This is a genomic window from Rhizobium terrae (genome assembly GCF_003425685.1).
Lineage (GTDB): Bacteria > Pseudomonadota > Alphaproteobacteria > Rhizobiales > Rhizobiaceae > Neorhizobium > Neorhizobium terrae.
This window is the reverse complement of sequence record NZ_QJKM01000018.1, coordinates 35,465-57,002: the sequence shown is the minus strand read 5'-3', so window position 1 is coordinate 57,002 and position 21,538 is coordinate 35,465. Positions and strand designations below refer to the sequence as shown.

Here is a 21,538-nt window from a genome sequence, read left to right as displayed (position 1 = left end):
CCGGCTGCGTCGTGCGGACCCTTCTGCCTGCGATGACGGGCATAAGAGATATGCCGCACCGGTCTGCCCAACGCCGACTGTGCGTGCGGCACGTCCCCTCTCCCCGTCATCACGGGGAGAGGGTTAGGGTGAGGGGCAACCAAGCCTCAAAACCCCTCTACCAGCTTCGGGAAATCCTTGATCAGCCCATCCCGCACCACGAAACTGATCGGATCGCCCTTGTATCGCTTGGTATCCACCAGCAGCCGCGCGAAGATCACCCGCCGGTCGTCCTTCATCGCCCAGCCGACGAACCAGCCGAGCGGGCGGTCATAATCCGTCTTGCCGGCCTTGTCGCGCAGCCAGCCGGAGCCGGTCTTGCCCTGGATGTCCCAGCCGTCGGCGGCCGGAAAATGCGGGATGACGGCGAGCGTCATGTCGACGGCGTTCTCCGAGATCGGCAGGCGGCCGGTGAGGAAGCGGCGGATGAACTGCACCTGCTGATCGGCGGAGATCTTCAGCGACGACATCAGCCACGCCTCCATCAGGCCGCCGGACACATCGGTATTGCCGTAACCGAAGCGCTTGACGTAATCGGCAAAAGCTTTGGCGCCGAGCTTGCGGGTCAGTTCCTGCGAATACCAGACAATCGAATCCTTTTCCCAGATCAGCGGATCGACATCCTTTTTCACCCGTTCCGGGCCGCCGAACTTCGCCTGGTATTTCCAGCGGGGGTTTTGCGCATCGGTCAGGATGCCGGCATCATAACCCATCATGGCCAAAGGCAGTTTGAAGGTCGATTGCGGATAGAAGCCCTGGTCGCATGTACCCTCGCGATAGAGCGTATCGCCGCTCTGCTCGTCGATGATGACCGTGCAGCGAATCGGATCGGCGGCGCGGGCCGAGACGCAATCGAGAAAAGTGGCCGCAAGCCCAAGCAATCCGGCAAGAAGAAGAGAATTTCTGAAGACCATGATCGTGCTCCAAATGATTTGACGCCGCTTTTCTAGGTCGGCTTGCGAGCCCCAATCAAACGATGATATCTGCGGTCAGGCATGAATTTAATTAGGGCATTGCCATGGTCCGGCCTTATTTGCCGCTGAATGCGCTGCGCGCCTTCGAAGCCGCCGCACGCCACCTCTCCTTCACCCGCGCGGCGATCGAACTCTGCGTCACGCAGGCCGCCGTCAGCCATCAGGTGAAGCTTCTGGAACAGCGGCTGGGGGTGACGCTGTTCCGCCGCCTGCCGCGCGGGCTGATGATCACCGAGGAAGGGCTGGCGCTGCTGCCCTCGCTGCAGGAGAGCTTCGACCGCATGGCCGACATGCTGGAACGGTTCGAAGGCGGACATGTGCGCGAGGTGCTGAAGCTCGGCGCGGTCGGCACGCTGGCGGTCGGCTGGCTTTTGCCGCGGCTTCACGATTTCCGGGAGAAATATCCGTTCGTGGATCTGCGCCTTTCCACCAACAACAACCGCGTCGATATCGCCGCCGAAGGGCTCGACTACACGATCAAATTCGGCAATGGCGCCTGGCACGATATCGCAGCGGAGGCGCTGTTCGAGGCGCCGCTTTCCGTTCTCTGCATCCCCTCGATCGCCGGGCAGCTCAAAAGCCCGGAGGACGTGGCACACCAGACGCTGCTCCGCTCCTATCGCGCCGACGAATGGCCAAGCTGGTTCGAGGCGGCGGGCATCCCCTCCCCGCCGCTCCGGGGCATGGTGTTCGACAGTTCGGTGCTGATGATCGAGGCGGCGATCCAGGGTGCCGGCGTGGCGCTTGCTCCGCCCTTGATGTTTTCCCGCCAGCTCGCCGCCGGCGCGCTGGAGCAGCCGTTCGACATCTATATTTCCAAGGGCAGTTACTGGCTGATCCGCCTGAAATCCCGCCCCGTGACGCCCGCCATGGAAATGTTCCGCAACTGGCTCGCCGAACAGGCGGCGGAGACGCGGCGACAGGCGGAAAACTGAGGTTTCCGGGCTTGCCATCCGCCTTCCCTTGTGCGATCACGCGCCCTCTCAAAAAATCCGGGCGCAAGACAAGGCGCCCTTTTCGCGTTCGGGGCCTGTCGGTTCCGGTTCAATGATCTTCGGTGGATATAAGGAGCACGGCCATGGCACGGGCGCTCGGGCTTGATTTCGGCACGACGAATACGGTTCTGGCGCTGGCGGACGGGGGTGCTGCCACGCATTCCATGCATTTCACCAGCAGCGCCGGCGAGACGGATACGATGCGCACCGCGCTGTCCTTCATGAAGGACCCGGTCATGGGGGCGCAGGCGCTGAAGGTGGAGGCGGGACAGGCAGCGATCCGCCAGTTCATCGACAATCCCGGCGACTGTCGTTTTCTGCAGTCGATCAAAACCTTTGCGGCAAGCGCGCTCTTCCAGGGCACGCTGATCTTCGCCCGCCGGCACGTCTTCGAAGACCTGATGGAGATCTTCCTCAGGCGGTTGAAGACCTATGCGGACGGCAACTGGCCGAGCGACGTCTCGCGGCTGATCGCCGGCCGGCCGGTGCATTTCGCCGGCGCCAACCCGGACGCGAAGCTCGCCACCGAGCGCTACAACGCGGCACTGACGCGGCTCGGCTTTCCGGAAATCCACTATGTCTACGAGCCGGTGGCGGCCGCCTATTATTTCGCCCAGACGCTGAAGAGCGATGCGACCGTTCTCGTCGCCGACTTCGGCGGCGGCACGACCGACTATTCGCTGATCCGCTTCGAGCGCAGGGCCGGCAAGCTGATGGCCTTCCCGATCGGCCATTCCGGCGTCGGCATCGCCGGCGATCATTTTGACGCACGGATGATCGAGAACCTCGTGGCGCCGGAGATCGGCAAGGGCACGTTCTTCAAGAGCTTCGACAAGGTGCTGGAAGTGCCGGCCGGCTATTACACCAATTTCAGCCGCTGGAACCAGCTGTCGATCTTCAAGACCAGCCGCGAATTCGCGGACCTCAAATCGCTCGTCCGCTCGGCGCTCGATCCGGAAAAGCTGGAACTCTTCATCGATCTCGTCGAACATGACGAAGGTTACCCGCTCTACCAGGCGATCTCGGCCACCAAGATGGCGCTGTCAGGCGCCGACGAGACTGAATTCAACTTCGCGCCGCTCGGCAAGGCTGGCCGCAAGACGGTCAAACGTGCGGATTTCGAAAGCTGGATCGCCGAGGATCTCGCCCAGATCGAAGGGGCGCTGAACGAAGTGCTGGAAAAGACCAGCACGCCGCCGGAAGCGGTGGACAAGGTTTTCCTGACCGGCGGCACATCCTTCGTGCCGGCGGTGCGGCGCATCTTCACCCGCCGATTTGATGCGGGCAAGATCGAGAGCGGCGGCGAACTGCTGTCGATCGCGCATGGGCTGGCGCTGATCGGCGAGAGCGACGACGTGCAACAGTGGGCGGCGTGAAATGAGAAAAGCGGGTGATCCCCTCACCCACAAAATCCATGACTTAGCTGAAGCTAAGATCATGATTTGATAACCTCTCCCACAGAGGGGAGAGGTAGGGTGCCGCGGGTGCTGCACCGTTATCTAAGTGTTGGAAACCGCAAGTGAGGGGATTGTGCTCCGAATTCCTCGTCCGACATCATCTCACCATCAAACAGATTCCCACTTTCGGCCGACATGCTGTAAAAGCGAGTCCATGAACGCTGCCCAAAATCTCGACGCACTGGCGCTGACCGCCCTCCTGCATTTCTATGCGGATTCGGGCGTCGAATGGCTTGTCGAGGAAGAGCCTGTGGATCGGTTTGCGCAGTTCGCGGCGCAGAAGGCCGCACAGGCGGAAGCGCGCATGCCGGCGAGTGCGCGGCAGCAGCAGCCGGCGCAGCAGAGCGAATCCACACGACCGAGAGAAGCGGCCCCATCGGATGGTGGTAGTCCGGCACGGAACCGCACTGCCCCGGCGCCGTCCGCACCTCCCGCCAACGTCGCCGTGCCGGATGGCGAAGCGGTCGCAGCGGCGCGATTCGCGGCGGAAAGCGCCCGGTCGCTTCCCGAACTGAAGACGGCGCTCGAAGCCTTCAACGGCTGCAACCTGAAGAACGGCGCCCGTTCCACCGTTTTCGCGAGCGGCAATCCGGCCTTCGGCATCATGGTGATCGGGCCGATGCCGAATGCCGACGACGACCGCGACGGCATTCCCTTTTCCGGCCGGCAGGGCCAGCTTCTCGACAGGATGCTCGGCGCAATCGGGTTGTCGCGCGAGGCGGTGCTGCTGACCAACATCATTCCCTGGCGGCCGCCGGGAAACCGCATGCCCTCGGATGCCGAACTCGACATCTGCCGGCCCTTCCTGGAGCGGCAGGTCGCGCTTGCCGAACCCAGGCTCATGCTGCTGCTCGGCAACTTTCCGGCGCGATTCTTCCTGGGCGCGGGCACGATCCATTCGCTGCGCGGCCAGTGGCGTGACATTTCGGTCGCAGGGATCAATAGTTCGGCGATCGCCACCCTGCATCCCCAGGAACTGCTGGCCGCCCCCGCCAACAAGGCGCTGGCCTGGCAGGACCTGCTGGCCTTCAAAAGCCGTATTTCGAGCCATTGAGCGCCCAGATTTTGAGCGGCTTGTGCCGATTTAGCACAAAGTTACGAAAATATGAAAAATGCCATGCATTTAGCGCATGGCAGCGCGGCGTTCCGCTGCATTGCAGAATCGATGCTGCGCTGCAATATTAATGGCGTGTCTTGGGAGGAATTCTAGGTTTAAGGAACCAAGGCAATGACGACCCGCTTCCGCCCGATCCATTCGGGCTTCGAAACCCTTCGCGCCGCCGGCCTCGCGCCGCGTGCCACGCAGGGCTATCACCGTTTCGGCTCGGCCACCAACGAGCAGATGACGTCCCGCGCCATGGCGCGCCCGATGGGCATCACCCGTCCGGCTGCCGTCTTCGCCGATTTCCGCGAGCGCTGAGCGTCACAGAACAAAGGAAGCTGCCATGACGGCCCTCCTCCACCCGATCCGTACCCTGCGGGAAAGCCTGCATCACATCGGCACCGCCGTGAATGCCTCGCGTGAATTCAGCCACGCCGGCGCTGCGCGCAACGCCGCCGAAAAGGCGAACCCGGCCACCGCCGCCATCCCGCTTTAACGACCCGAAGATCCTCGATCAAAAGCGATTCCGCCGGCGGCATGATGCTACCGGTGGGTTTTTGACAGGCCTATCACAACCATCACTTGACTCCCCCATAAATTGCGCCCTCAATAAAAGCGCGCGATGGTTATCACTTCACGGGGGAGGCAATGACGCAATTTACGACCGATCTGGTGAATACCTGCAAGGCCGAATATGCCCGATGGGACAACGGGGCCGGGCGGGAAACTTGGGGACGACCCCAGCACAGCAAAGACTACTATCTCTTCGTCAAGCAATACTGGCAGGCCATCGGCAACAATAACCTCGACGGCAGGACTATCGTCAGGGGCGTCCGTCCGGCATGGTCCTCGGCGTTCGTCTGCTCCAGAGTAAAGGACGCCGGAGCGGGAAACAAATTTCTCTACACGGAAGCCCATTGCCACTACGTGAAAAAGGCCATGGACCAGGCCAACGGGGTGATCGGCAATTTCGGTTACGCCGCCCGCCGGACTGACCAATACAAACCCCAGGTCGGCGATATCATCGTCGCGGGCCGCGAATATGCTAATGCCTACGACTATGACCAGGCGACGCTGGTCTATGAAGCGGACAGCTTCTACCCTTCGCACGGCGACATCGTCATCGATATCACCAGCACGCACGCCATCACGATCGGTGGCAACATCACCAACAACGTCGACCAGAAGAAGCTGAGGCTAACCGACACCGGCTATCTGCGCGACAGGTTGAACAGCGCCCAGCGCGAAGTGCCCTGGATCGCCATCCTGGAATGTCTGTTGTGATGGTCCGGCGATAGATACGACTTCTCGTCACACAGGCTCCAGCGTGGCGGGCCAACCTTGCCATCATGGCTCACGCCCCCGGCGGCGAGGCCTTGCGCGCCGCCTTCCGCTCCAGCCCGAGCTGGTGCTCCCGGTAGATGATGAATATCCCCGCCGAAACCGTGATCGCCGTGCCGATCAGCATGGGCGGTGTCGGCACATCCGCAAATAGCACATAGGCGATGCCGATCCCGAGCAGGATCGAGGTATATTCGAACGGCGCGACCGTCGAGACGTCGGCGTGGCGATAGCTTTCGGTCAGCAGGATCTGGCCGACCCCGCCGCAGATGCCGGCGCCGATCAGGTACAGCGCTTCCGCAAGGTCCAAGCTGGCCCAACCGAAGGGCAGGCTTGCCAAAGAAAAGACGGCACCGCTCAAAGAGAAATACATGACGATCGTCGCGGTCTTTTCGGTGCGCACCAGTTGTCTCGTCTGGATCATCGCAAAACCGGCGAGCACGGCCGACATGATGACGGCGGCCGCCCCCATGGCCTGTTCCGACCCCATGCCGCCTTCTTCGAACATCGTGAGTTTCGGCCAGGAGATGATCACCACGCCGATCATGCCGACCACGACGGCGGTCCAGCGGTAGATGCGCACCGTTTCCTTGAGGAAGATGGCGGCGAAGACCACCGCAAGCAGCGGCGAGGAATAACCGATCGCGATCGCATCCGGCATCGGCAGGTGGACGAGACCGTAGAAGCCGAACATCATCGACATGATGCCGAGAAAGCCGCGCTTCAGGTGCCCGAACGGGCTTGCGGTGCGGAAGGCGCCGTTGAGTTCGCCGAGATAGGCCAGATAGATGATGATCGGCACGATGGCGAAGGCGGAGCGGTAGAAGGTAATCTGGCCGGCCGGGATGTCGGGGCCTGCGGATTTGATGCAGGTCTGCATCATCACGAAGACCACCACGGAGGTGACCTTGAACAGGATCCCCCGCAGGGGATTCAGGGCATCGGCAGCCATCAACAACTCATTGGAATCTCAGGCTGCATTCGAAACGAAGCCTAACATGGGAGGGGAGGATTCAGTTTGTCGGCACAGTAACGGAAAAGTGCTGTGAGCGGGATCAAAACTGGTGATAGGTCGATCAATATCGGTGACCCGCGGAAAAGTTTCGCGAAATATACAAGAACAAAATGAGGTTTAATTTAGCCAAAGTTTCAACAATCGTTTAGCATTGCGTGCAATTATCCCCGCGGCAACGGTGGAGGGCTTTCAGGCAGCAATGCGAGCGCTCCCAATGCCCATTCGAAGAGCCGGTTTCAGGAAGCAACATGCGAACAGATACGGGCCAGATCGTTCATCTGGCAGATTACCGCCCGACAGATTTCGTCCTGGAACGCGTCGATCTGACCTTCGAGCTCGATCCCACCAATACCAAGGTGGATGCCCGGCTCATATTCCATCGGCGCGAAGGCGTCGATCCGTCGGCGCCGCTGGTGCTCGACGGTGACGAACTGACGCTTTCAGGCCTGCTGTTCGACCAGAACGAGGTGCCAACCAGCCAATACGAGGTCACGCCGGAAAAGCTGACGATCCGCGACCTACCGGCGGAGACGCCTTTCGAGATTACCGTCACCACCTATATCAACCCGGAAGCCAATACGCAGCTGATGGGTCTTTACCGCACCAACGGGGTCTACTGCACCCAGTGCGAGGCGGAAGGCTTTCGCCGCATCACCTATTTCCCCGACCGGCCGGACGTGCTGGCGCCTTATACGGTCACCATCATCGGCGACAAGGCCGCCAACCCGGTCATGCTGTCGAACGGCAACTTCCTCGGCGGCGCCGGATATGACGAAGGCCGCGCATTTGCCGCCTGGTTCGATCCGCATCCGAAGCCGAGCTACCTCTTCGCGCTGGTCGCCGGCGATCTCGGCGTCGTGGAAGACACGTTCGTCACCATGTCCGAACGCGAAGTGGCGCTGAAGATCTATGTGGAGCACGGCAAGGAAGCCCGCGCGGCTTACGCGATGGACGCGCTGAAGCGCTCGATGAAGTGGGACGAGGAGCGGTTCGGCCGCGAATATGACCTCGACATCTTCATGATCGTCGCCGTCTCCGACTTCAACATGGGGGCGATGGAGAACAAGGGTCTCAATATCTTCAACGACAAATACGTGCTCGCCGATCCGGAAACGGCGACCGATCAGGACTATGCGAATATCGAGGCGATCATCGCCCACGAATATTTCCATAACTGGACCGGCAACCGCATCACCTGCCGCGACTGGTTCCAGCTCTGCCTCAAGGAAGGCCTGACCGTCTATCGCGACCATGAATTCTCGGCCGACCAGCGCTCCCGCCCGGTGAAGCGCATCGCTGAGGTGCGGCACCTGAAATCGGAACAGTTCCCGGAGGATGGCGGGCCGCTCGCGCATCCCGTCCGCCCGACGAAATACCGCGAGATCAACAATTTCTACACGACGACCGTCTACGAAAAGGGTTCCGAAGTCACCCGCATGATCGCCACGCTGCTCGGCGCGAAGGATTTCAAGGCGGGGATGGATCTCTATTTCGAGCGTCATGACGGGCAGGCCGCGACGGTCGAGGACTTCGTCAAGTGCTTCGAAGATGCAAGTGGTCGTGACCTCACGCAATTTTCGCTCTGGTACCACCAGGCCGGCACGCCGCTCGTCACCGTTTCGAGCGACTACGATCAGGCAAACGGCACGTTCACGCTGTCGCTGGAACAGATGATCCCGGCAACGCCCGGCCAGTCGGCCAAGGAGCCTATGCACATTCCGCTCTCCTTCTCGCTGATCCTCGACAACGGCTCGCCCGCCGCACCGACCGCGGTCAAGGGCGGGGAAGTGACCGGCGACGTGCTGCATCTGACCGAGCGCAAGCAGACATTCACCTTCTCGGGCATCTCGTCCCGTCCGGTCCTGTCGCTCAACCGCTCCTTCTCGGCGCCGATCAACCTGCATCTCGACCAGACACCGGCCGATCTTGCCCATATCGCCCGCCACGACACGGATCTCTTCGCCCGCTGGCAGGCGCTCACCGACCTTGCGATCCCGAACCTCATGCAGGCGGCCCGCGATGCACGTGAAGGCAAGGAAATCACCTGTGATCCTGCCCTGATCTCGGCCCTTCTCGAAGCGGCTGCCAATGAAGCGTTGGAGCCCGCTTTTCGCGCCCAGGCGCTGACGCTGCCGAGCGAAGCCGACATCGCCCGCGAGCTCGGCTCCAACAACGACCCCGATGCGATCCATGCAGGACGGAATGCCATCCTTGCGGCGATCGCCAAGGCCGGAGAAAAGACATTCCTGGCGCTCTTCGAGGAGATGAAAGTCGCAGGTCCCTATACGCCGGATGCGGCAAGCGCCGGCAAGCGGGCCTTGCGCAACAGCGCCCTCACCTACCTGAGCTATGCGGAGGGAACGCCCGCCCGTGCAGCGGAAGCCTTCGCGGCGGCCGACAACATGACCGACCTGGCGCAGGCGCTGACGCTGCTGGCGCATCGCTTCCCGGATTCGGTCGAAGCCACCGGGGCGCTCGACACGTTCCTGAAGCGGTTCGACGGCAATGCGCTGGTCATCGACAAGTGGTTCTCGATCCAGGCGACCATTCCGGGGGTCGGCGCGCTCGCCCGCGTCAAGGCGCTGATGGAGAACGCACGTTTCGTCGCCACCAATCCGAACCGCGTCCGCTCGCTGATCGGCACCTTCGCCTTTGCCAACCCGACCGGCTTCAACCGTGCCGACGGCGAGGGCTACCGCTTCCTGGCCGAACAGATTCTCTCGATCGATCCCAAGAACCCGCAGCTTGCAGCCCGCATCCTCACCTCGATGCGGTCCTGGCGGTCGCTGGAGACGCAGCGCGCCGATCATGCCCGCTCGGCTCTTTCGACGATCGAACGAGCAGAAGCGCTCTCGACCGACGTGCGCGATATCGTCGAGCGCATGCTGAAGGGGTGACCCTGGGGCCTCCGGCTATTCTACATCGATTCCGTTGATGTCGATGGCGACTGCAACGCGGTCTAGGATGGGCCGGTTGTCCGGACCGATGGAATAAACGCGGCGTTTGGTGGGGAAGACGAGGCCGCCGAAGGTCCTGGGCTCGGTCGCATAGTTGGCGCTGGACGTCCCGCCCATGATCTCGACGCTGTAGTCGTGCCGGCGCAGATTTCCGCCTGCATCAAAATAAAAGATCTGTTCGGTGGAATGGCTGGCGACACTCGGCGGGAAGGTCACCTTCAGCCGTCGCCAGATTTCCGCGTGTTCGTCCCAGGGCTCTATTTCCTCGACAATGAAACCGGGCAGCCCGAAGAGGAACGGCGTCGTCAGATACGTCCACATCGCATATCCCGAAAAATAGGCCAGGTGCTGTGCATCCCAGGGGGTCTGGATCACGTGCCCCTGGAAAGCCAGCCGCGGCTGCTCCCGCGCTTGGAGCACCTCACACCGATCACCGAGGATGGCCGTCCGGGCAGGCTCATATTCGCTGTGATGGCCCGCCTTGATGAACGGCCAAAACTCGGCATGTTGGCGATGCGGATCGATCGAAACGGCGACGTCCGAAAAGACACCCGCCCAACCCTTGAGATGCCACATCGTTCCGGCGACGGAAATCCGGGCCGTCAGCTTCTTGACCTCGCGCCAACGGTCCCAACCGCCATGCGCCGCAACGGCAAGTTCCAGCAAATCGCTCATGTCCGTCTTCTCCTTCAACAGCAGACAGCCTTCGGTTTAATTTTGAAACCCATCGACATGTAATCTCATTCGGTTTAAATTTGCAACCTTGGTTGCATGTCATCCTCATATCTCGGAGAACGCCGGATGAAGGGAAGGAAAATCAATCTGGAAGGAGCCAATTGCGGCATCGCACGCAGTCTCCAGGTCGTTGGGGACTGGTGGACGCTTCTGATCGTCCGGGATGCATTCCGCGGGTATCAGCGTTTCGGCGAATTCCATAAGAATCTCGGTCTTGCCAAGAACATCCTATCGGCAAGACTGAAAAAGCTCGTCCAGCAAGGGATTTTTGCCATCGAAGCCCATCCGGATTCCCTCTCGAGCCCTCGCTACGTCCTGACGCCGAAAGGCGAGAAGCTCTATACTGTGCTTGTCGCTTTGTGGCAGTGGGGAGAGGAAAACTGTTTCGAACCGGGTGAGATGGATACCGAAATGGTGGACACGATCGACGGCGCGCCGATCAAGGCGCTGCAGGTTAAGGCGGCCGACGGACGCCTTTTGGGTCCGCGTGATTTCCGCCTCGCATCCAGGCTGTCGTCAGCGGATGCGTAGCGGCCTCGGCGGGATCACTTCACAAAAAAACGCGAGACCAGCGCCCGGCAATAGTCGGGCGCAAGCTCGCGGTCGCCGAACAGGATATGATAGACGATCGGTGCGACGACGAAGTCGATTGCGTTGTCGATGTCGAAGGGCGTTTCGCCTCGCGCTAAGGCCCTTTCTCGCAGCGTTTCCAGATGGTGATAGGTGTATTGGCAGCATTTGACAGGAGCATCGCTTTCCAGGCTTCCGAGTACGTCGGCCAGCAGCGCGCGCCCCACCCTTGAAGACATTTCCTCCACATATTGCAGGATGAAGGCCTCCAGATCGGAGGCCATCGCGCCCGTGTCCTCCGGATCGGCGATCGGCCGCATGCGGGCGACGGCTACGTCCGCCAGAAGTTCCGATAGATCGCCCCAGCGGCGGTAGATCGTCGACGGCGTGACACCTGCCTTCTCGGCGATCATCGGCACAGTGATCTCGCTGCGGTCCATGCTTTTCAAAAGCTCCTGCACCGTGCGATGCACTTCGGCCTGAATGCGGGCGCTCCTCCCGCCCTGCCGCAACATCTCCCTGGCCATTTTTTCTCCTTGCCGGCGTCCTGCCGGAAAATAATATCTCTTTAATGCAAAGATATTGCATTAGTGCGGGAATGCAACTACATGCCGCTAACGCTAAAAATTTGCGTTTAGGTGAGCCCTATGAACAGCATCCTCCCCACTGCCACATCTCCGTCTGCCCACCGGATGACGGTCTACAGCTTCGTGTTTGCAGTGCTGATTTCAGTTTGCAGCAGCGCGCCGACCCCGCTCTATCACCTCTATCAGGAGCTCTTCCACCTCCCGTCGGCGATGATCACGCTGATCTTCGGCTCCTACGCCTTCGCCCTGCTCGCCGTACTTCTGACGCTCGGCGGGCTTTCCGACTATGTCGGGCGCCGACCGCTGATCCTCGCCGCCCTTGCCATCAACGCCGCCGCGCTGGTGATCTTCATCTTCGCCGACTCCGGCCCCATGCTGATGGCGGGACGTATCGTCCAGGGCTTTGCCACCGGCATCGCCTTTCCGACATTCGGCGCCACGATCCTCGACACAAACAAGCGGCACGGGCCAATCCTCAACAGCATCACCGCCTTCCTCGGCCTGATGATCGGCACGCTGCTTTGCGGTACGCTCGTCGCTTTCGCACCCGCGCCGACATTCCTCACCTATGCGGTCCTGCTCGTGGCGACCCTCGCCGGCATCATCGCGCTCGCCTTCATGCCCGAAACCGCCGCCAGACGGCCCGGAGCGCTTGCCGCCATGCGGCCGCGTATCAGCGTGCCGCGCCGTGCCCGCGGGCCACTCATCAGGGTCACGCCGGTCAATGTCGCCGGCTGGGCGCTCGCCGGCTTTTATCTCTCGCTGATGCCGTCTCTGGTTGCGGTCACCACCGGCATCACCTCGCCCTTCATCGGCGGAGCGGTCGTCGCAACCTCAATGCTGAGCGCCACGGTCTCGGTCTTCGCCTTCCGCGCGTTTGCGCCGCAGCGTGTTCTGTCCGCAGCGACGGCGGGGCTGATCATCGGCGTCCTGATCACGCTTGCCGGCGTGGAGGAACAGACGGTCCTACTTCTTTTCCTCGGCACGGCCGTCGCAGGTCTTGGCCTCGGATCGATTTTTTCGAACATCCTGAAGATCGTCCTGCCGCTCGCCGAGGGCCACGAACGGGCCGAACTTCTCTCCGCCTTTCTGGTGGAAAGCTATCTCGCATTTGCAATTCCCGCGATCGTTGCCGGGCTTGCCGCGCCAGTGCTCGGGCTCTCGATGACCGCCTATCTCTACGGCGCCGTCGTCATCCTGCTGGCGATGATTTCGATCGCCGCCACGCGCACCAGCCTCGTCGAAAGCCCGGCCGTCTGACGCGAAGGCCGCTCTCGCCCGCGCGGACGGTGGGGACTCCGGTTCCCCGCCGGCAGCCCTTTTCGACCAGAAGAACCGCTCCGCATATTGACAAATAACATGGCGGCAGAACCCCGCGGTGCGACACTGTCACCGCTCGAAACGGCGGCCGCACCTATGCCGTCAGTTGCTTTGCGTATTGAGAGAGGGGTCTCATGAGGGATATGTCCCTGGTCCGCGATGCGCTTGTCCTTAACGCCTATCACAGGGCCAGAGTCCTTGCCTTGCGCGGGTGATTTGCCACCTTTGGGAGCGGATGGTTGCATCGCCGAAACAGGCCGATGGGCATGATTGCTGCCCGATTCGCAATCGAATCAAACCGTTAAAAAAACATTAGCAACCCTCTGGACACGAAGAATCACTAATGATTCATTAAGTCAGATTCGGGCGAGCGGCGCCTCGAATCACCACGAGGGACTACATGAAGACGATGACGGACGTGCAGCGGGTAACCGCGGCCGAGGGGCGGTTGCGTTTCAAAATTCCGAGCTTCGTTGGCCTGGGGCGCTCCCTCCCCGAAGAGGCGCGGCTTTCCCTGAAACCCATAGCGCGGCAGGTGCCGCGCGTGGAACTGGTGCTCAAGCGCTCCATACCGATCCTCATCATCGCGTTTCTTGCCGTCGTCGCCGCCTCGCGAATCCTCGGGATCATGTCGGAGCACGGCCGCATGGAAGATGCGGCGCAGCAATCGACCGCCCTGATGGCCTCCGCGGCACGGGCGGCGTTTTCCGGAAATGCCGGTACGTTTTCCAGCGCCGATCGCGGTGTTGCAGAAACACAGCTGAACACCATTCTCCCGAAGGAGCGCGTGGAGGACGGCGCTTTCATTCTGCTGGTCGATGAAAGCGGGCGCGTCTTCGGCGGCTGGGGCAAGGTTTCCCGCTTTGTGGGACAGCGCCTCACCTCCGTCCTGCCGGAAATGGCCGCGCTCCGCCGGTTCGGCGACAACAGCAGCGTGATCGAAACCTATTTCGATGAGATCCCGCACTATGCCGCCATCCAGCCGGTCGGCAGCGACGGCGCGCTGATCGTCGCGGCGCATTCGCTGGAAAACATCAATCTCTTCTGGCGTCACGAAGTTTCGCTCAACGTCACCATCTTCACCGGCATTTCAGCCATTCTGCTCGTCATTCTCTATGCCTATTACATGCAGGTGAAGCGCGCCCGCGATGCCGACGACACGTTCGTCGAATCCAACCTGCGCATCGAAACAGCGCTGTCACGTGGCCGCTGCGGGCTTTGGGATTTCGACGTCACCAACCGCCGCCTCTTCTGGTCCGGCTCGATGTACGAGATGCTCGGCCTGCCGCCGGCCGGCAACGTCATCTCGTTTTCGGATGCAGCAAGGATGATGCACCCGACCGACGACAACATCTATGCGCTTGCCAGGACGATCAGCCGCGGCAACGCCAAACAGGTCGATCAGGTATTCCGCATGCGGCACGCCGCCGGCCACTATGTGTGGATGCGCGCCCGTGCGCAGGTGGTGAAGACGGCGGCTGGCCGTACCCATGTCATCGGCATCGCCATGGACGTCACCGAACAGCACCGTCTCGCCCAGCGTTACGCGGAAGCCGACCAGCGGCTAGCCGACGCGATCGAATGCACATCGGAAGCCTTCGTGCTGTGGGACAAGAACGACCGGCTTGTTATGTGCAACACGCATTTCCAGCAGGCATACGGGTTGCCTGACAGCGTCCTGGTGCCCGGCACCGAACGCGCCGCGGTGAACCTTGCGGCGGCCCGGCCGGTCATCGAGCGGCGCGTCGCGGACCCCGACATCAGCGGCCTTTCCCGCACCACAGAGGTGCAGCTTGCCGACGAGCGCTGGCTGCAGATCAACGAACGCCGCACGCGCGACGGCGGCATGGTCTCGGTCGGCACCGACATCACGCTCCTCAAGCGCCACCAGGAACGCCTGCGCGAATCCGAACGCCGGCTGATGGCGACGATCGGCGACCTCTCCTCCTCGCAGAAGAAGCTGGAGCGGCAGAAATCGGAACTGTCGATCGCCAACGCCAATTATCAAGCGGAAAAGGAGCGGGCCGAAGCCGCCAATCAGGCGAAATCGGAATTTCTCGCCAACATGTCGCACGAGTTGAGGACGCCGCTCAACGCCATCCTCGGCTTCTCGGAAATCCTCATGAACGGCATGTTCGGTCCGCTCGGCTCGCCGAAATATTCGGAATATTGCCGGGATATCCACGACAGCGGCAAACATCTGCTCAACGTCATCAACGACATTCTCGACATGTCGAAGATCGAAGCGGGCCACATGCGCATCCAGTGCGAGCCGGTGGACCTCAAGCCGCTGATCGAGGAAAGCCTCAGACTGACGTCGATCGCGGCGGAAGACAAGGCGATCGCCATCCGCCAGCGTCTCTGCGACGGGCTCGACATGGTGGGCGACCGCCGGGCGCTGAAGCAGGTCATGCTCAACCTGCTCTCCAATGCCGTGAAATTCACCAACGAGGGCGGCAGGATCGAATTGCGCGCGCGCCGGCTGGAAAAGGGCGTGGTGCTGACCATCGCCGATACCGGCATCGGCATCCCGAAGGAATCGCTCTCCAAGATCGGCCAGCCCTTCGAACAGGTTCAGAGCCAATATGCCAAGAGCAAGGGCGGCTCCGGCCTCGGGCTCGCCATCTCCCGCTCGCTGATCGCGCTGCACGGCGGCAAGATGCGTATCAAATCCCGCGTCGGCGAAGGCACAGTCGTCTCGCTGCACATTCCGGACCTGGTGATGCCGGTGATGCGCAAAAGGGTCGCCTGAGGCGATCCTGGCCGGTATATCAAGGCGATACCATAGTCACTTCACCCGATATGCGGCAGCAAGCACGGGACACATAAACAGGTAACGTCATGGGATCGATCAGCCCTCGCATGTCACTCCTGCAGGAATTCCTGGACAGGGTATGGTCAGCGGGAGAGATCGATCAATGCGACCGGTTTCTGGCTCGGCAGTACACCATCCGACACGATCCCGGCGATCCCTGGGACGGACGCACCCTCGACCTCGACCGGTTCAAAGAGCGTGTCCGGATTTCGCGGGCGCCCTTCCCCGATCAGAAATTCGACGTCCAACAATGGTTCGAGAACGATCAGGGCATAGCCGTCACCTGGCTCTGGAGCGCCACCCATCGCGGCGATATTCCTGGTTTTCCCGCATCGGGCAGAACGATCACCATGTCAGGAGCAACGGTCTATCATTTCGATGCCGATGATCGCCTCACGGGACATTGGCAGGTCACCGACCGGCTTGGGATCTACAGACAGTTGCAGTCCCACGCCTAGACGGTCACGTCCCGACCGTCCGGCGAAACACCTCCCGCACCGCGGTCGACAGCCGCTTCACCTCCGCCTCCAGCGTCCTCAGGTCCGGGCAGCCTCCGGCCCGGCAGACGCGCTCCACCAGACCGGCCGGTGCATTCTGTGCGTCGAACGGACCATCGACGCATAGCCGGATGATCTGGGAGAGTTCGGTGAACAGGCGCAGGGCCTCGAGGCACGTGTCCAGATCGTCCGGCTTCATCAGCTTCTCGCCGAGCGCCTTCAGCGCCTCGGCTGTCGAGAACCCGTAGGTGTCGAGCACCACGCCCTTGGCCGGCGCAACGAGGCGCAGGTATTGGGCGATGAATTCTATGTCGATCAGCCCGCCCGGGATCAGCTTGAAGTCCCAGATGTCGCCCGGCGGCTTTTCCTTCTCGATCAACTCACGCATCTCGGCGACATCGGCTGCGACCCTGGCAACATCCGCCTTTGCAGCAAGCACGTCGCCGATGATCGCGCCTGCTTCATCGACGAGGCTTTGTTCGCCGCAGACGAGGCGCGCCCGGGTCAGCGCCATATGCTCCCATGTCCAGGCCTCCTCGCGCTGGTATTTGCCGAAGGCGTTGATGCGGGTGGCGACCGGCCCCTTGTTGCCGGACGGCCGCAGACGGAGATCCACTTCGAAGATCACCCCTTCCGCCATCGGCGCCGAAAGGGCCGCGATCAGCCGCTGGGTTATACGGGTGAAATAACGGGCCGAATCGAGCGGCTTCGGCCCAACGCTTTCGATCGCCTCGCCGTCATAGTCGTAGAGCAGGATGAGATCGACATCGGAACCGGCCGTCAGCTCGAAACTGCCGAGCTTGCCCATGCCCATCACCGCCACGCGACCACCCGGATAGGCGCCGTGCGCGTTTTCGATTTCCTTCAGCACCGCCTTGAGCGCCGCCTCGATCAGCAAGTCGGCGAGATGGGTGAAGGCGCGCGCCGCCTGCACGCCGGAGATCGCTCCCGTCAGAAGCCTGATGCCGATCAGGAAACGCTGCTCGGCGGCGAAGATGCGCAGCCGGTCGAGAAGTTCTTCATAGGCCCTCGCGCCGGTCAGGAAAGTCGAAAGCCGATAGGAGAGGTAGTCGCGGGTGGGCAGTTCCGCCATCAGGCCGGGATCGAGCATGCCATCGAAGACATGCGGCTTTGAGGCAATGATATCGGCAAGCCGTGGCGCCGAGGCCATGATGGTCACGAGCAAGGCGAGAAGCGGCGGGTTGTTGCCGATCAGCGAAAAGAGCTGAATGCCGGCCGGCAGGCCTTTGAGGAAGTGGTCGAAGCGCAGCAATGCCTCGTCGGCCCGCTTGCTCTCGCCGAACGCCTTCAGGAGCGCGGGCATCAGTTCCGTCAGCCGCTCGCGCGCCTCGACCGATTGCGTCGCGCGGTAGCGGCCGTAATGCCAGGTGCGGATGACGCGGGAAATGTCGGCCGGCCGCTCGAAACCGAGGGCGGCGAGCGTCTTCAGCGTGCCGGGATCATCCTGCTGGCCGGTGAAGACCAGATTACCGTCGCCCCCCGAAAGCTTCGCCTCCTGCTCGAACAGCCGCGCATAACGCTTTTCGACCGTGCGCAGCACCTCTTCCAGCTTCGCTGAAAAGCCGGCCACATCGGCAAAACCCAGCATGAAGGCAATGCGTTTCAGCTCCGCCTCGGTCTCCGGCAGGTTATGGGTCTGCTCATCGCGCACCATCTGGATGCGATGCTCGACATCGCGGAGAAACCAGTAGCATTCGGTGAGTTCGGCGGCGATCTCGGGCGTGATCCATTTCGCTTCGGCAAGGGCTGCGAGGGCTGCCTCCGTCTCCCGCGCCCGGATCGGCGGCATGCGCCCCCCGGCGATCAGCTGCTGGGTCTGAGCGAAGAACTCGATCTCGCGGATGCCGCCGCGGCCGAGCTTGACGTCATGGCCTTTCACGGCGATCGCGCCATGCCCCTTGTGGACATGGATCTGCCGCTTGATCGAATGAATGTCGGCGATCGCCGCATAGTCCAGATATTTGCGGAAGACGAAAGGGGCGAGCAGCCGCATGAAATTTTCGCCGGCGGCGATATCGCCGGCAACCGGCCGGGCCTTGATGAAGGCCGCCCGCTCCCAGTTCTGCCCCCTGCCTTCGTAATAGATCAGCGCAGCATCGAGCGAGACGGCAAGCGGCGTCGAGCCCGGATCGGGCCGCAGGCGCAGATCGGTGCGGAAGACATAACCGTCCGCCGTGCGCTCCTGCAGGATGCGGATCAACCGCCGCATCATCCGGCCGTAGATCTCCGAAGCATCGAGCGGGTCGGCCAGAATGCCGGCCTCCGGATCGTAAAAAACGACGATATCGATGTCGGACGAATAGTTGAGCTCCCGGCCGCCGAGCTTGCCCATGCCGAGCACGATGAGGCCGGAACCCTTGCTGGGCTCGGCCGTTTCGACAAGTTTCAGTTTGCCGCTTTCATGACCGGCGAGCAGCAGATGATCGATCGTCGCGGCGGTCGCGGCATCCGCCATGGCGCTCAGCCAACGGGTCGTATCCCGCGCCGAAAAGATGCGCCCCAGGTCGGCGAGCGCCACGAGGAAACTCACCCCCCGCTTGGCGGCCCGCAGCGCCGTCATCACCTCGTTTTCGGAAGGCGCTTTGCCGTCCTTCGGTTGCCACGCGTTGCGGGCGGTTTCCACCAGATGGCCAAGCGTCGGCTCCAGCGGTTCGGCGATCGCCGTCTTCAGCAGCGCCGGAAAAGTCACCGCCGTCTCGCGCAAATAGGGTGACAATGTGAAGGCCGCGACGATGAAATCCTTGAGCGTGCCTTCACCGGCGAGAAGCGCGGCGACCGCCGGTTCGGCCTTGCCGATATCTTTCAGCGCACTCAACGCGGCCTTGGTTTCCGTCTGGTTGAGAGGACGGATGACTTCCGCCTTTACCGCGTCGAGCCGCTTTCCGGTTTCCGGCACTCAAACCTCCCATGATTCATCCCTGCCACCCAATTAGGGCTTCGGCGCCGGAAAGACCATGGTCACGGTGAGGCCGGGCGCTTCGGCATTGCCCGCATGCGTGTCGGAAAGTTCGAGCGAGCCGCCATGCAGTTCCATCACCGCCTCGACAAGCGAGAGGCCAAGGCCAGTCCCCGGCTTCGAACGGCTTTCGTCGAGCCGCACGAACCGCTTCAGCACGTCGTCGCGCCGGTCTGCCGGCACGCCGGGGCCGTTATCGCAGACGGACAGCCGGAAGGCGCCGTCCCGTCTGGCCAGTTTCACACAGATCTTCGGTTCTCCCTTTCCCCCGGCGGAATATTTGATCGCGTTGTCGAGAAGGTTGAAGATCGCCTGGCCGATGAGTTCGCGGTTGCCGTTGACGATCAGACCCGGCTCCAGCTCGGTCGAAAGGCTCAGGCCCGCCTCCTCGGCCACCGGTTCGTAAAGTTCGGCGCTGTCGGCGGAGATCGCGGAAAGATCGACTTCCGACATTTCCGCGGCGATCGATCCTGCCTCGACGCGGGAGATCATCAAAAGTGCGTTGAAGGTGCGGATAAGCTGGTCCGATTCGCCGATGATGCCTTCAAGCGCCGCCCGTCGCACATCCTCGCGATTTTCGGCAAGCGCATCCGCCGCCTTGTTGCGCAGTCTGGTCAGCGGCGTCTTTAAATCGTGGGCAATATTGTCGGAGACCTGCCGCAGCCCCTCATTCAGCTTCTCGATGCGGCCGAGCATGGCATTCAACGAATCCGACAGGCGGTCGAACTCATCACCCGATTTCCCGATCGGAAGGCGCTGCGACAGGTCGCCGGCCATGATCTTCTGGCTCGCCGCCGACATGCGGTCGATGCGCTTCAGGGCATTGCGGCCTATCCCGAACCAGATCACCAGCGCACCGACGCCCATGATCGTCAACGCCACCATCAGCGCGCGGCGGACGATGCCGCGGAAACGGCCCGGATCGCCGAGGTCGCGACCGACCATCACGCGCAAACCATTGTCCAGCCGCAGAACGTTGCCGACCGCGAGGTGGCGGCCCGGACGTTCCACTTCCGAATAAGGCTCATAGGAGAAAGGAAGGCCCGTCCAGCCCTGTTCGTCCAGCACCCCCGGCTGCACGGAAGCGACGTTGCCCGCCAGCATTTCGCCATTCGGTCCGGCGATGACGTAGAGGTTGGCGCCCGGCTGACGGGCGCGGCGCTCCATCATCCGCAGAAGCAGGTTGACGCCGCCGCGCTCGTAGGCGCGCTGCACGTCCATCACCTCTTCCTGCAGCGATTGGCGCGTCTGCTGCGCCAGCAGGCGCTCGGACATGGCCGTCACATAGAAGACGAGGAAGGCGGCGCAGAGCGCAAAGAGCAGGATATACAGCGCCGACAGCCGCACGGCTGTCGAGCGGAACATCAGGCGGGCGCGCTGGATCAACGACGATTACCCCTCGTCCTTGATCATGTAGCCGGCGCCGCGGATGGTCTTCAGAAGCGGCCTGTCGAAGTCCTTCTCGATCTTCGAACGCAGCCGCGAGACATGCACGTCGATGACATTGGTCTGCGGGTCGAAGTGATAGTCCCAGACGTTTTCGAGCAGCATGGTGCGGGTCACCACCTGGCCGGCATTCTTCATGAGATATTCGAGCAGGCGGAACTCGCGCGGCTGCAAGAGGACTTCCTTGCCGGCGCGCCTCACTTCGTGGGAGAGACGGTCGAGTTCCAGGTCCCCGACGCGGTAGACCATGTCCTGTTCCGGCGCGCCCTTGCGGCGGCCGAGCACTTCGACGCGGGCGAGCAGTTCGGAAAAGGCGTAAGGCTTCGGCAGGTAATCGTCGCCGCCGGCGCGCAGGCCCGTGACGCGGTCGTCCACCTGGCCGAGCGCGGAAAGGATCAGGACGGGCGCGTTGACACCGCGCTTCCTCAGTTCGCTGATGACCGAAAGACCATCGCGGCGCGGCAGCATGCGGTCGATGACCATCACGTCATAGGCGTTTTCCGTGCCCATGAAGAGGCCGCTTTCGCCGTCACTCGCGTGATCGACCACGATGCCCGCCTCGCGAAAGGCCTTGGTCATGTAGGCGGCTGCCTCGAGGTCGTCTTCGATCACCAGAATCTTCATGTGCGGAACAATAGCGCCCGCCGCACTTTTTGCACTATCGGAATTGGCGGCTGCGGCAGAATAGCGGACACTCGTTTCCATCTTCCA

The 21,538-nt window shown here is 62.1% G+C and carries 18 protein-coding genes; 11 read left to right on the top strand and 7 right to left on the bottom strand.

Features of this window, described 5'->3' with window-relative positions:
- Window positions 1–146: 146 nt before the first annotated feature.
- A complete protein-coding gene (gene blaOXA / locus DMO26_RS27145) occupies window positions 147–953 on the bottom strand; it encodes a class D beta-lactamase (protein ID WP_117195453.1) in 807 nt (268 codons plus the stop codon).
- Window positions 954–1,057: 104 nt separating this feature from the next.
- Here blaOXA and DMO26_RS27140 point away from each other — a divergent pair, with 104 nt between their 5' ends.
- From DMO26_RS27140 to DMO26_RS27120, 6 genes are all read left to right on the top strand, one after another.
- Complete coding sequence (locus tag DMO26_RS27140) at window positions 1,058–1,948, top strand: LysR family transcriptional regulator (protein WP_117195452.1); 891 nt, start codon at window positions 1,058–1,060, stop codon at window positions 1,946–1,948.
- Window positions 1,949–2,091: 143 nt separating this feature from the next.
- Window positions 2,092–3,384, top strand: coding sequence for an Hsp70 family protein (locus DMO26_RS27135; protein ID WP_117195451.1), 1,293 nt, complete (start codon window positions 2,092–2,094; stop codon window positions 3,382–3,384).
- A gap of 235 nt (window positions 3,385–3,619) precedes the next feature.
- Window positions 3,620–4,519 (top strand): uracil-DNA glycosylase, encoded by a 900-nt coding sequence (locus tag DMO26_RS27130; RefSeq protein ID WP_117195450.1) that lies wholly within the window; start codon window positions 3,620–3,622, stop codon window positions 4,517–4,519.
- A 174-nt stretch (window positions 4,520–4,693) separates the two neighbouring features.
- Complete coding sequence (locus DMO26_RS27125) at window positions 4,694–4,885, top strand: hypothetical protein (protein ID WP_117195449.1); 192 nt, start codon at window positions 4,694–4,696, stop codon at window positions 4,883–4,885.
- Between the two features lie 25 nt (window positions 4,886–4,910).
- Window positions 4,911–5,063 (top strand): hypothetical protein, encoded by a 153-nt coding sequence (locus DMO26_RS33885; RefSeq protein ID WP_162895070.1) that lies wholly within the window; start codon window positions 4,911–4,913, stop codon window positions 5,061–5,063.
- Between the two features lie 152 nt (window positions 5,064–5,215).
- Complete coding sequence (locus DMO26_RS27120) at window positions 5,216–5,851, top strand: DUF2272 domain-containing protein (protein ID WP_117195448.1); 636 nt, start codon at window positions 5,216–5,218, stop codon at window positions 5,849–5,851.
- Between the two features lie 70 nt (window positions 5,852–5,921).
- On the opposite strand, the gene DMO26_RS27115 is transcribed toward DMO26_RS27120, so the two are convergent.
- Window positions 5,922–6,860, bottom strand: coding sequence for a DMT family transporter (locus DMO26_RS27115; RefSeq protein WP_117195447.1), 939 nt, complete (start codon window positions 6,858–6,860; stop codon window positions 5,922–5,924).
- A gap of 311 nt (window positions 6,861–7,171) precedes the next feature.
- Here DMO26_RS27115 and pepN point away from each other — a divergent pair, with 311 nt between their 5' ends.
- Window positions 7,172–9,820 carry an aminopeptidase N gene (gene pepN, locus DMO26_RS27110; RefSeq protein ID WP_117195446.1) on the top strand — a complete coding sequence of 883 codons (2,649 nt, stop codon included), beginning with the start codon at window positions 7,172–7,174 and terminating at the stop codon, window positions 9,818–9,820.
- 15 nt (window positions 9,821–9,835) lie between these two features.
- On the opposite strand, the gene DMO26_RS27105 is transcribed toward pepN, so the two are convergent.
- Window positions 9,836–10,555 (bottom strand): hypothetical protein, encoded by a 720-nt coding sequence (locus DMO26_RS27105; RefSeq protein WP_117195445.1) that lies wholly within the window; start codon window positions 10,553–10,555, stop codon window positions 9,836–9,838.
- A gap of 126 nt (window positions 10,556–10,681) precedes the next feature.
- On the opposite strand from DMO26_RS27105, the gene DMO26_RS27100 reads away from it, so the two are divergent.
- Window positions 10,682–11,146 carry a winged helix-turn-helix transcriptional regulator gene (locus DMO26_RS27100; protein WP_117195444.1) on the top strand — a complete coding sequence of 155 codons (465 nt, stop codon included), beginning with the start codon at window positions 10,682–10,684 and terminating at the stop codon, window positions 11,144–11,146.
- A 14-nt stretch (window positions 11,147–11,160) separates the two neighbouring features.
- Here DMO26_RS27100 and DMO26_RS27095 read toward each other — a convergent pair whose 3' ends face one another.
- The gene (locus tag DMO26_RS27095; RefSeq protein WP_117195443.1) at window positions 11,161–11,712 is read right to left on the bottom strand and encodes a TetR/AcrR family transcriptional regulator; all 552 of its coding nucleotides are present in this window, start codon (window positions 11,710–11,712) and stop codon (window positions 11,161–11,163) included.
- Window positions 11,713–11,832: 120 nt separating this feature from the next.
- On the opposite strand from DMO26_RS27095, the gene DMO26_RS27090 reads away from it, so the two are divergent.
- From DMO26_RS27090 to DMO26_RS27080, 3 genes are all read left to right on the top strand, one after another.
- Window positions 11,833–13,032 (top strand): MFS transporter, encoded by a 1,200-nt coding sequence (locus DMO26_RS27090; RefSeq protein ID WP_117195442.1) that lies wholly within the window; start codon window positions 11,833–11,835, stop codon window positions 13,030–13,032.
- Between the two features lie 469 nt (window positions 13,033–13,501).
- The gene (locus DMO26_RS27085; protein ID WP_117195504.1) at window positions 13,502–15,844 is read left to right on the top strand and encodes a PAS domain-containing sensor histidine kinase; all 2,343 of its coding nucleotides are present in this window, start codon (window positions 13,502–13,504) and stop codon (window positions 15,842–15,844) included.
- Between the two features lie 89 nt (window positions 15,845–15,933).
- Entirely contained in the window at window positions 15,934–16,365 is a 432-nt protein-coding gene (locus DMO26_RS27080) for an ester cyclase (RefSeq protein WP_117195441.1), read from the top strand.
- 4 nt (window positions 16,366–16,369) lie between these two features.
- On the opposite strand, the gene DMO26_RS27075 is transcribed toward DMO26_RS27080, so the two are convergent.
- Genes DMO26_RS27075 through DMO26_RS27065 form a run of 3 tightly spaced genes read right to left on the bottom strand, consistent with a single transcriptional unit; the run spans window position 16,370 to window position 21,451 of the window.
- Complete coding sequence (locus tag DMO26_RS27075; protein ID WP_117195440.1) at window positions 16,370–19,321, bottom strand: bifunctional [glutamine synthetase] adenylyltransferase/[glutamine synthetase]-adenylyl-L-tyrosine phosphorylase; 2,952 nt, start codon at window positions 19,319–19,321, stop codon at window positions 16,370–16,372.
- Window positions 19,322–19,354: 33 nt separating this feature from the next.
- Complete coding sequence (locus tag DMO26_RS27070) at window positions 19,355–20,746, bottom strand: sensor histidine kinase (protein ID WP_162895076.1); 1,392 nt, start codon at window positions 20,744–20,746, stop codon at window positions 19,355–19,357.
- Between the two features lie 27 nt (window positions 20,747–20,773).
- On the bottom strand, window positions 20,774–21,451 hold the full coding sequence (locus DMO26_RS27065; RefSeq protein ID WP_162895075.1) for a response regulator transcription factor: 678 nt from the start codon (window positions 21,449–21,451) through the stop codon (window positions 20,774–20,776).
- Between the last annotated feature and the right edge of the window lie 87 nt (window positions 21,452–21,538).

Bases quoted from the DNA above. Each gene is read 5' to 3' on its own strand.
- DMO26_RS27090 (WP_117195442.1), top strand. From the start codon at position 11,833: ATGAACAGCATCCTCCCCACTGCCACATCTCCGTCTGCCCACCGGATG.
- DMO26_RS27065 (WP_162895075.1), bottom strand. From the start codon at position 21,451: ATGAAGATTCTGGTGATCGAAGACGACCTCGAGGCAGCCGCCTACATG.
- DMO26_RS27105 (WP_117195445.1), bottom strand. From the start codon at position 10,555: ATGAGCGATTTGCTGGAACTTGCCGTTGCGGCGCATGGCGGTTGGGAC.
- DMO26_RS27120 (WP_117195448.1), top strand. From the start codon at position 5,216: ATGACGCAATTTACGACCGATCTGGTGAATACCTGCAAGGCCGAATAT.
- DMO26_RS27070 (WP_162895076.1), bottom strand. From the start codon at position 20,746: ATGTTCCGCTCGACAGCCGTGCGGCTGTCGGCGCTGTATATCCTGCTC.
- pepN (WP_117195446.1), top strand. From the start codon at position 7,172: ATGCGAACAGATACGGGCCAGATCGTTCATCTGGCAGATTACCGCCCG.
- DMO26_RS27125 (WP_117195449.1), top strand. From the start codon at position 4,694: ATGACGACCCGCTTCCGCCCGATCCATTCGGGCTTCGAAACCCTTCGC.
- DMO26_RS27115 (WP_117195447.1), bottom strand. From the start codon at position 6,860: ATGGCTGCCGATGCCCTGAATCCCCTGCGGGGGATCCTGTTCAAGGTC.
- blaOXA (WP_117195453.1), bottom strand. From the start codon at position 953: ATGGTCTTCAGAAATTCTCTTCTTCTTGCCGGATTGCTTGGGCTTGCG.
- DMO26_RS27135 (WP_117195451.1), top strand. From the start codon at position 2,092: ATGGCACGGGCGCTCGGGCTTGATTTCGGCACGACGAATACGGTTCTG.
- DMO26_RS27130 (WP_117195450.1), top strand. From the start codon at position 3,620: ATGAACGCTGCCCAAAATCTCGACGCACTGGCGCTGACCGCCCTCCTG.
- DMO26_RS27140 (WP_117195452.1), top strand. From the start codon at position 1,058: ATGGTCCGGCCTTATTTGCCGCTGAATGCGCTGCGCGCCTTCGAAGCC.
- DMO26_RS27080 (WP_117195441.1), top strand. From the start codon at position 15,934: ATGGGATCGATCAGCCCTCGCATGTCACTCCTGCAGGAATTCCTGGAC.
- DMO26_RS27095 (WP_117195443.1), bottom strand. From the start codon at position 11,712: ATGGCCAGGGAGATGTTGCGGCAGGGCGGGAGGAGCGCCCGCATTCAG.
- DMO26_RS27085 (WP_117195504.1), top strand. From the start codon at position 13,502: ATGACGGACGTGCAGCGGGTAACCGCGGCCGAGGGGCGGTTGCGTTTC.
- DMO26_RS27100 (WP_117195444.1), top strand. From the start codon at position 10,682: ATGAAGGGAAGGAAAATCAATCTGGAAGGAGCCAATTGCGGCATCGCA.
- DMO26_RS33885 (WP_162895070.1), top strand. From the start codon at position 4,911: ATGACGGCCCTCCTCCACCCGATCCGTACCCTGCGGGAAAGCCTGCAT.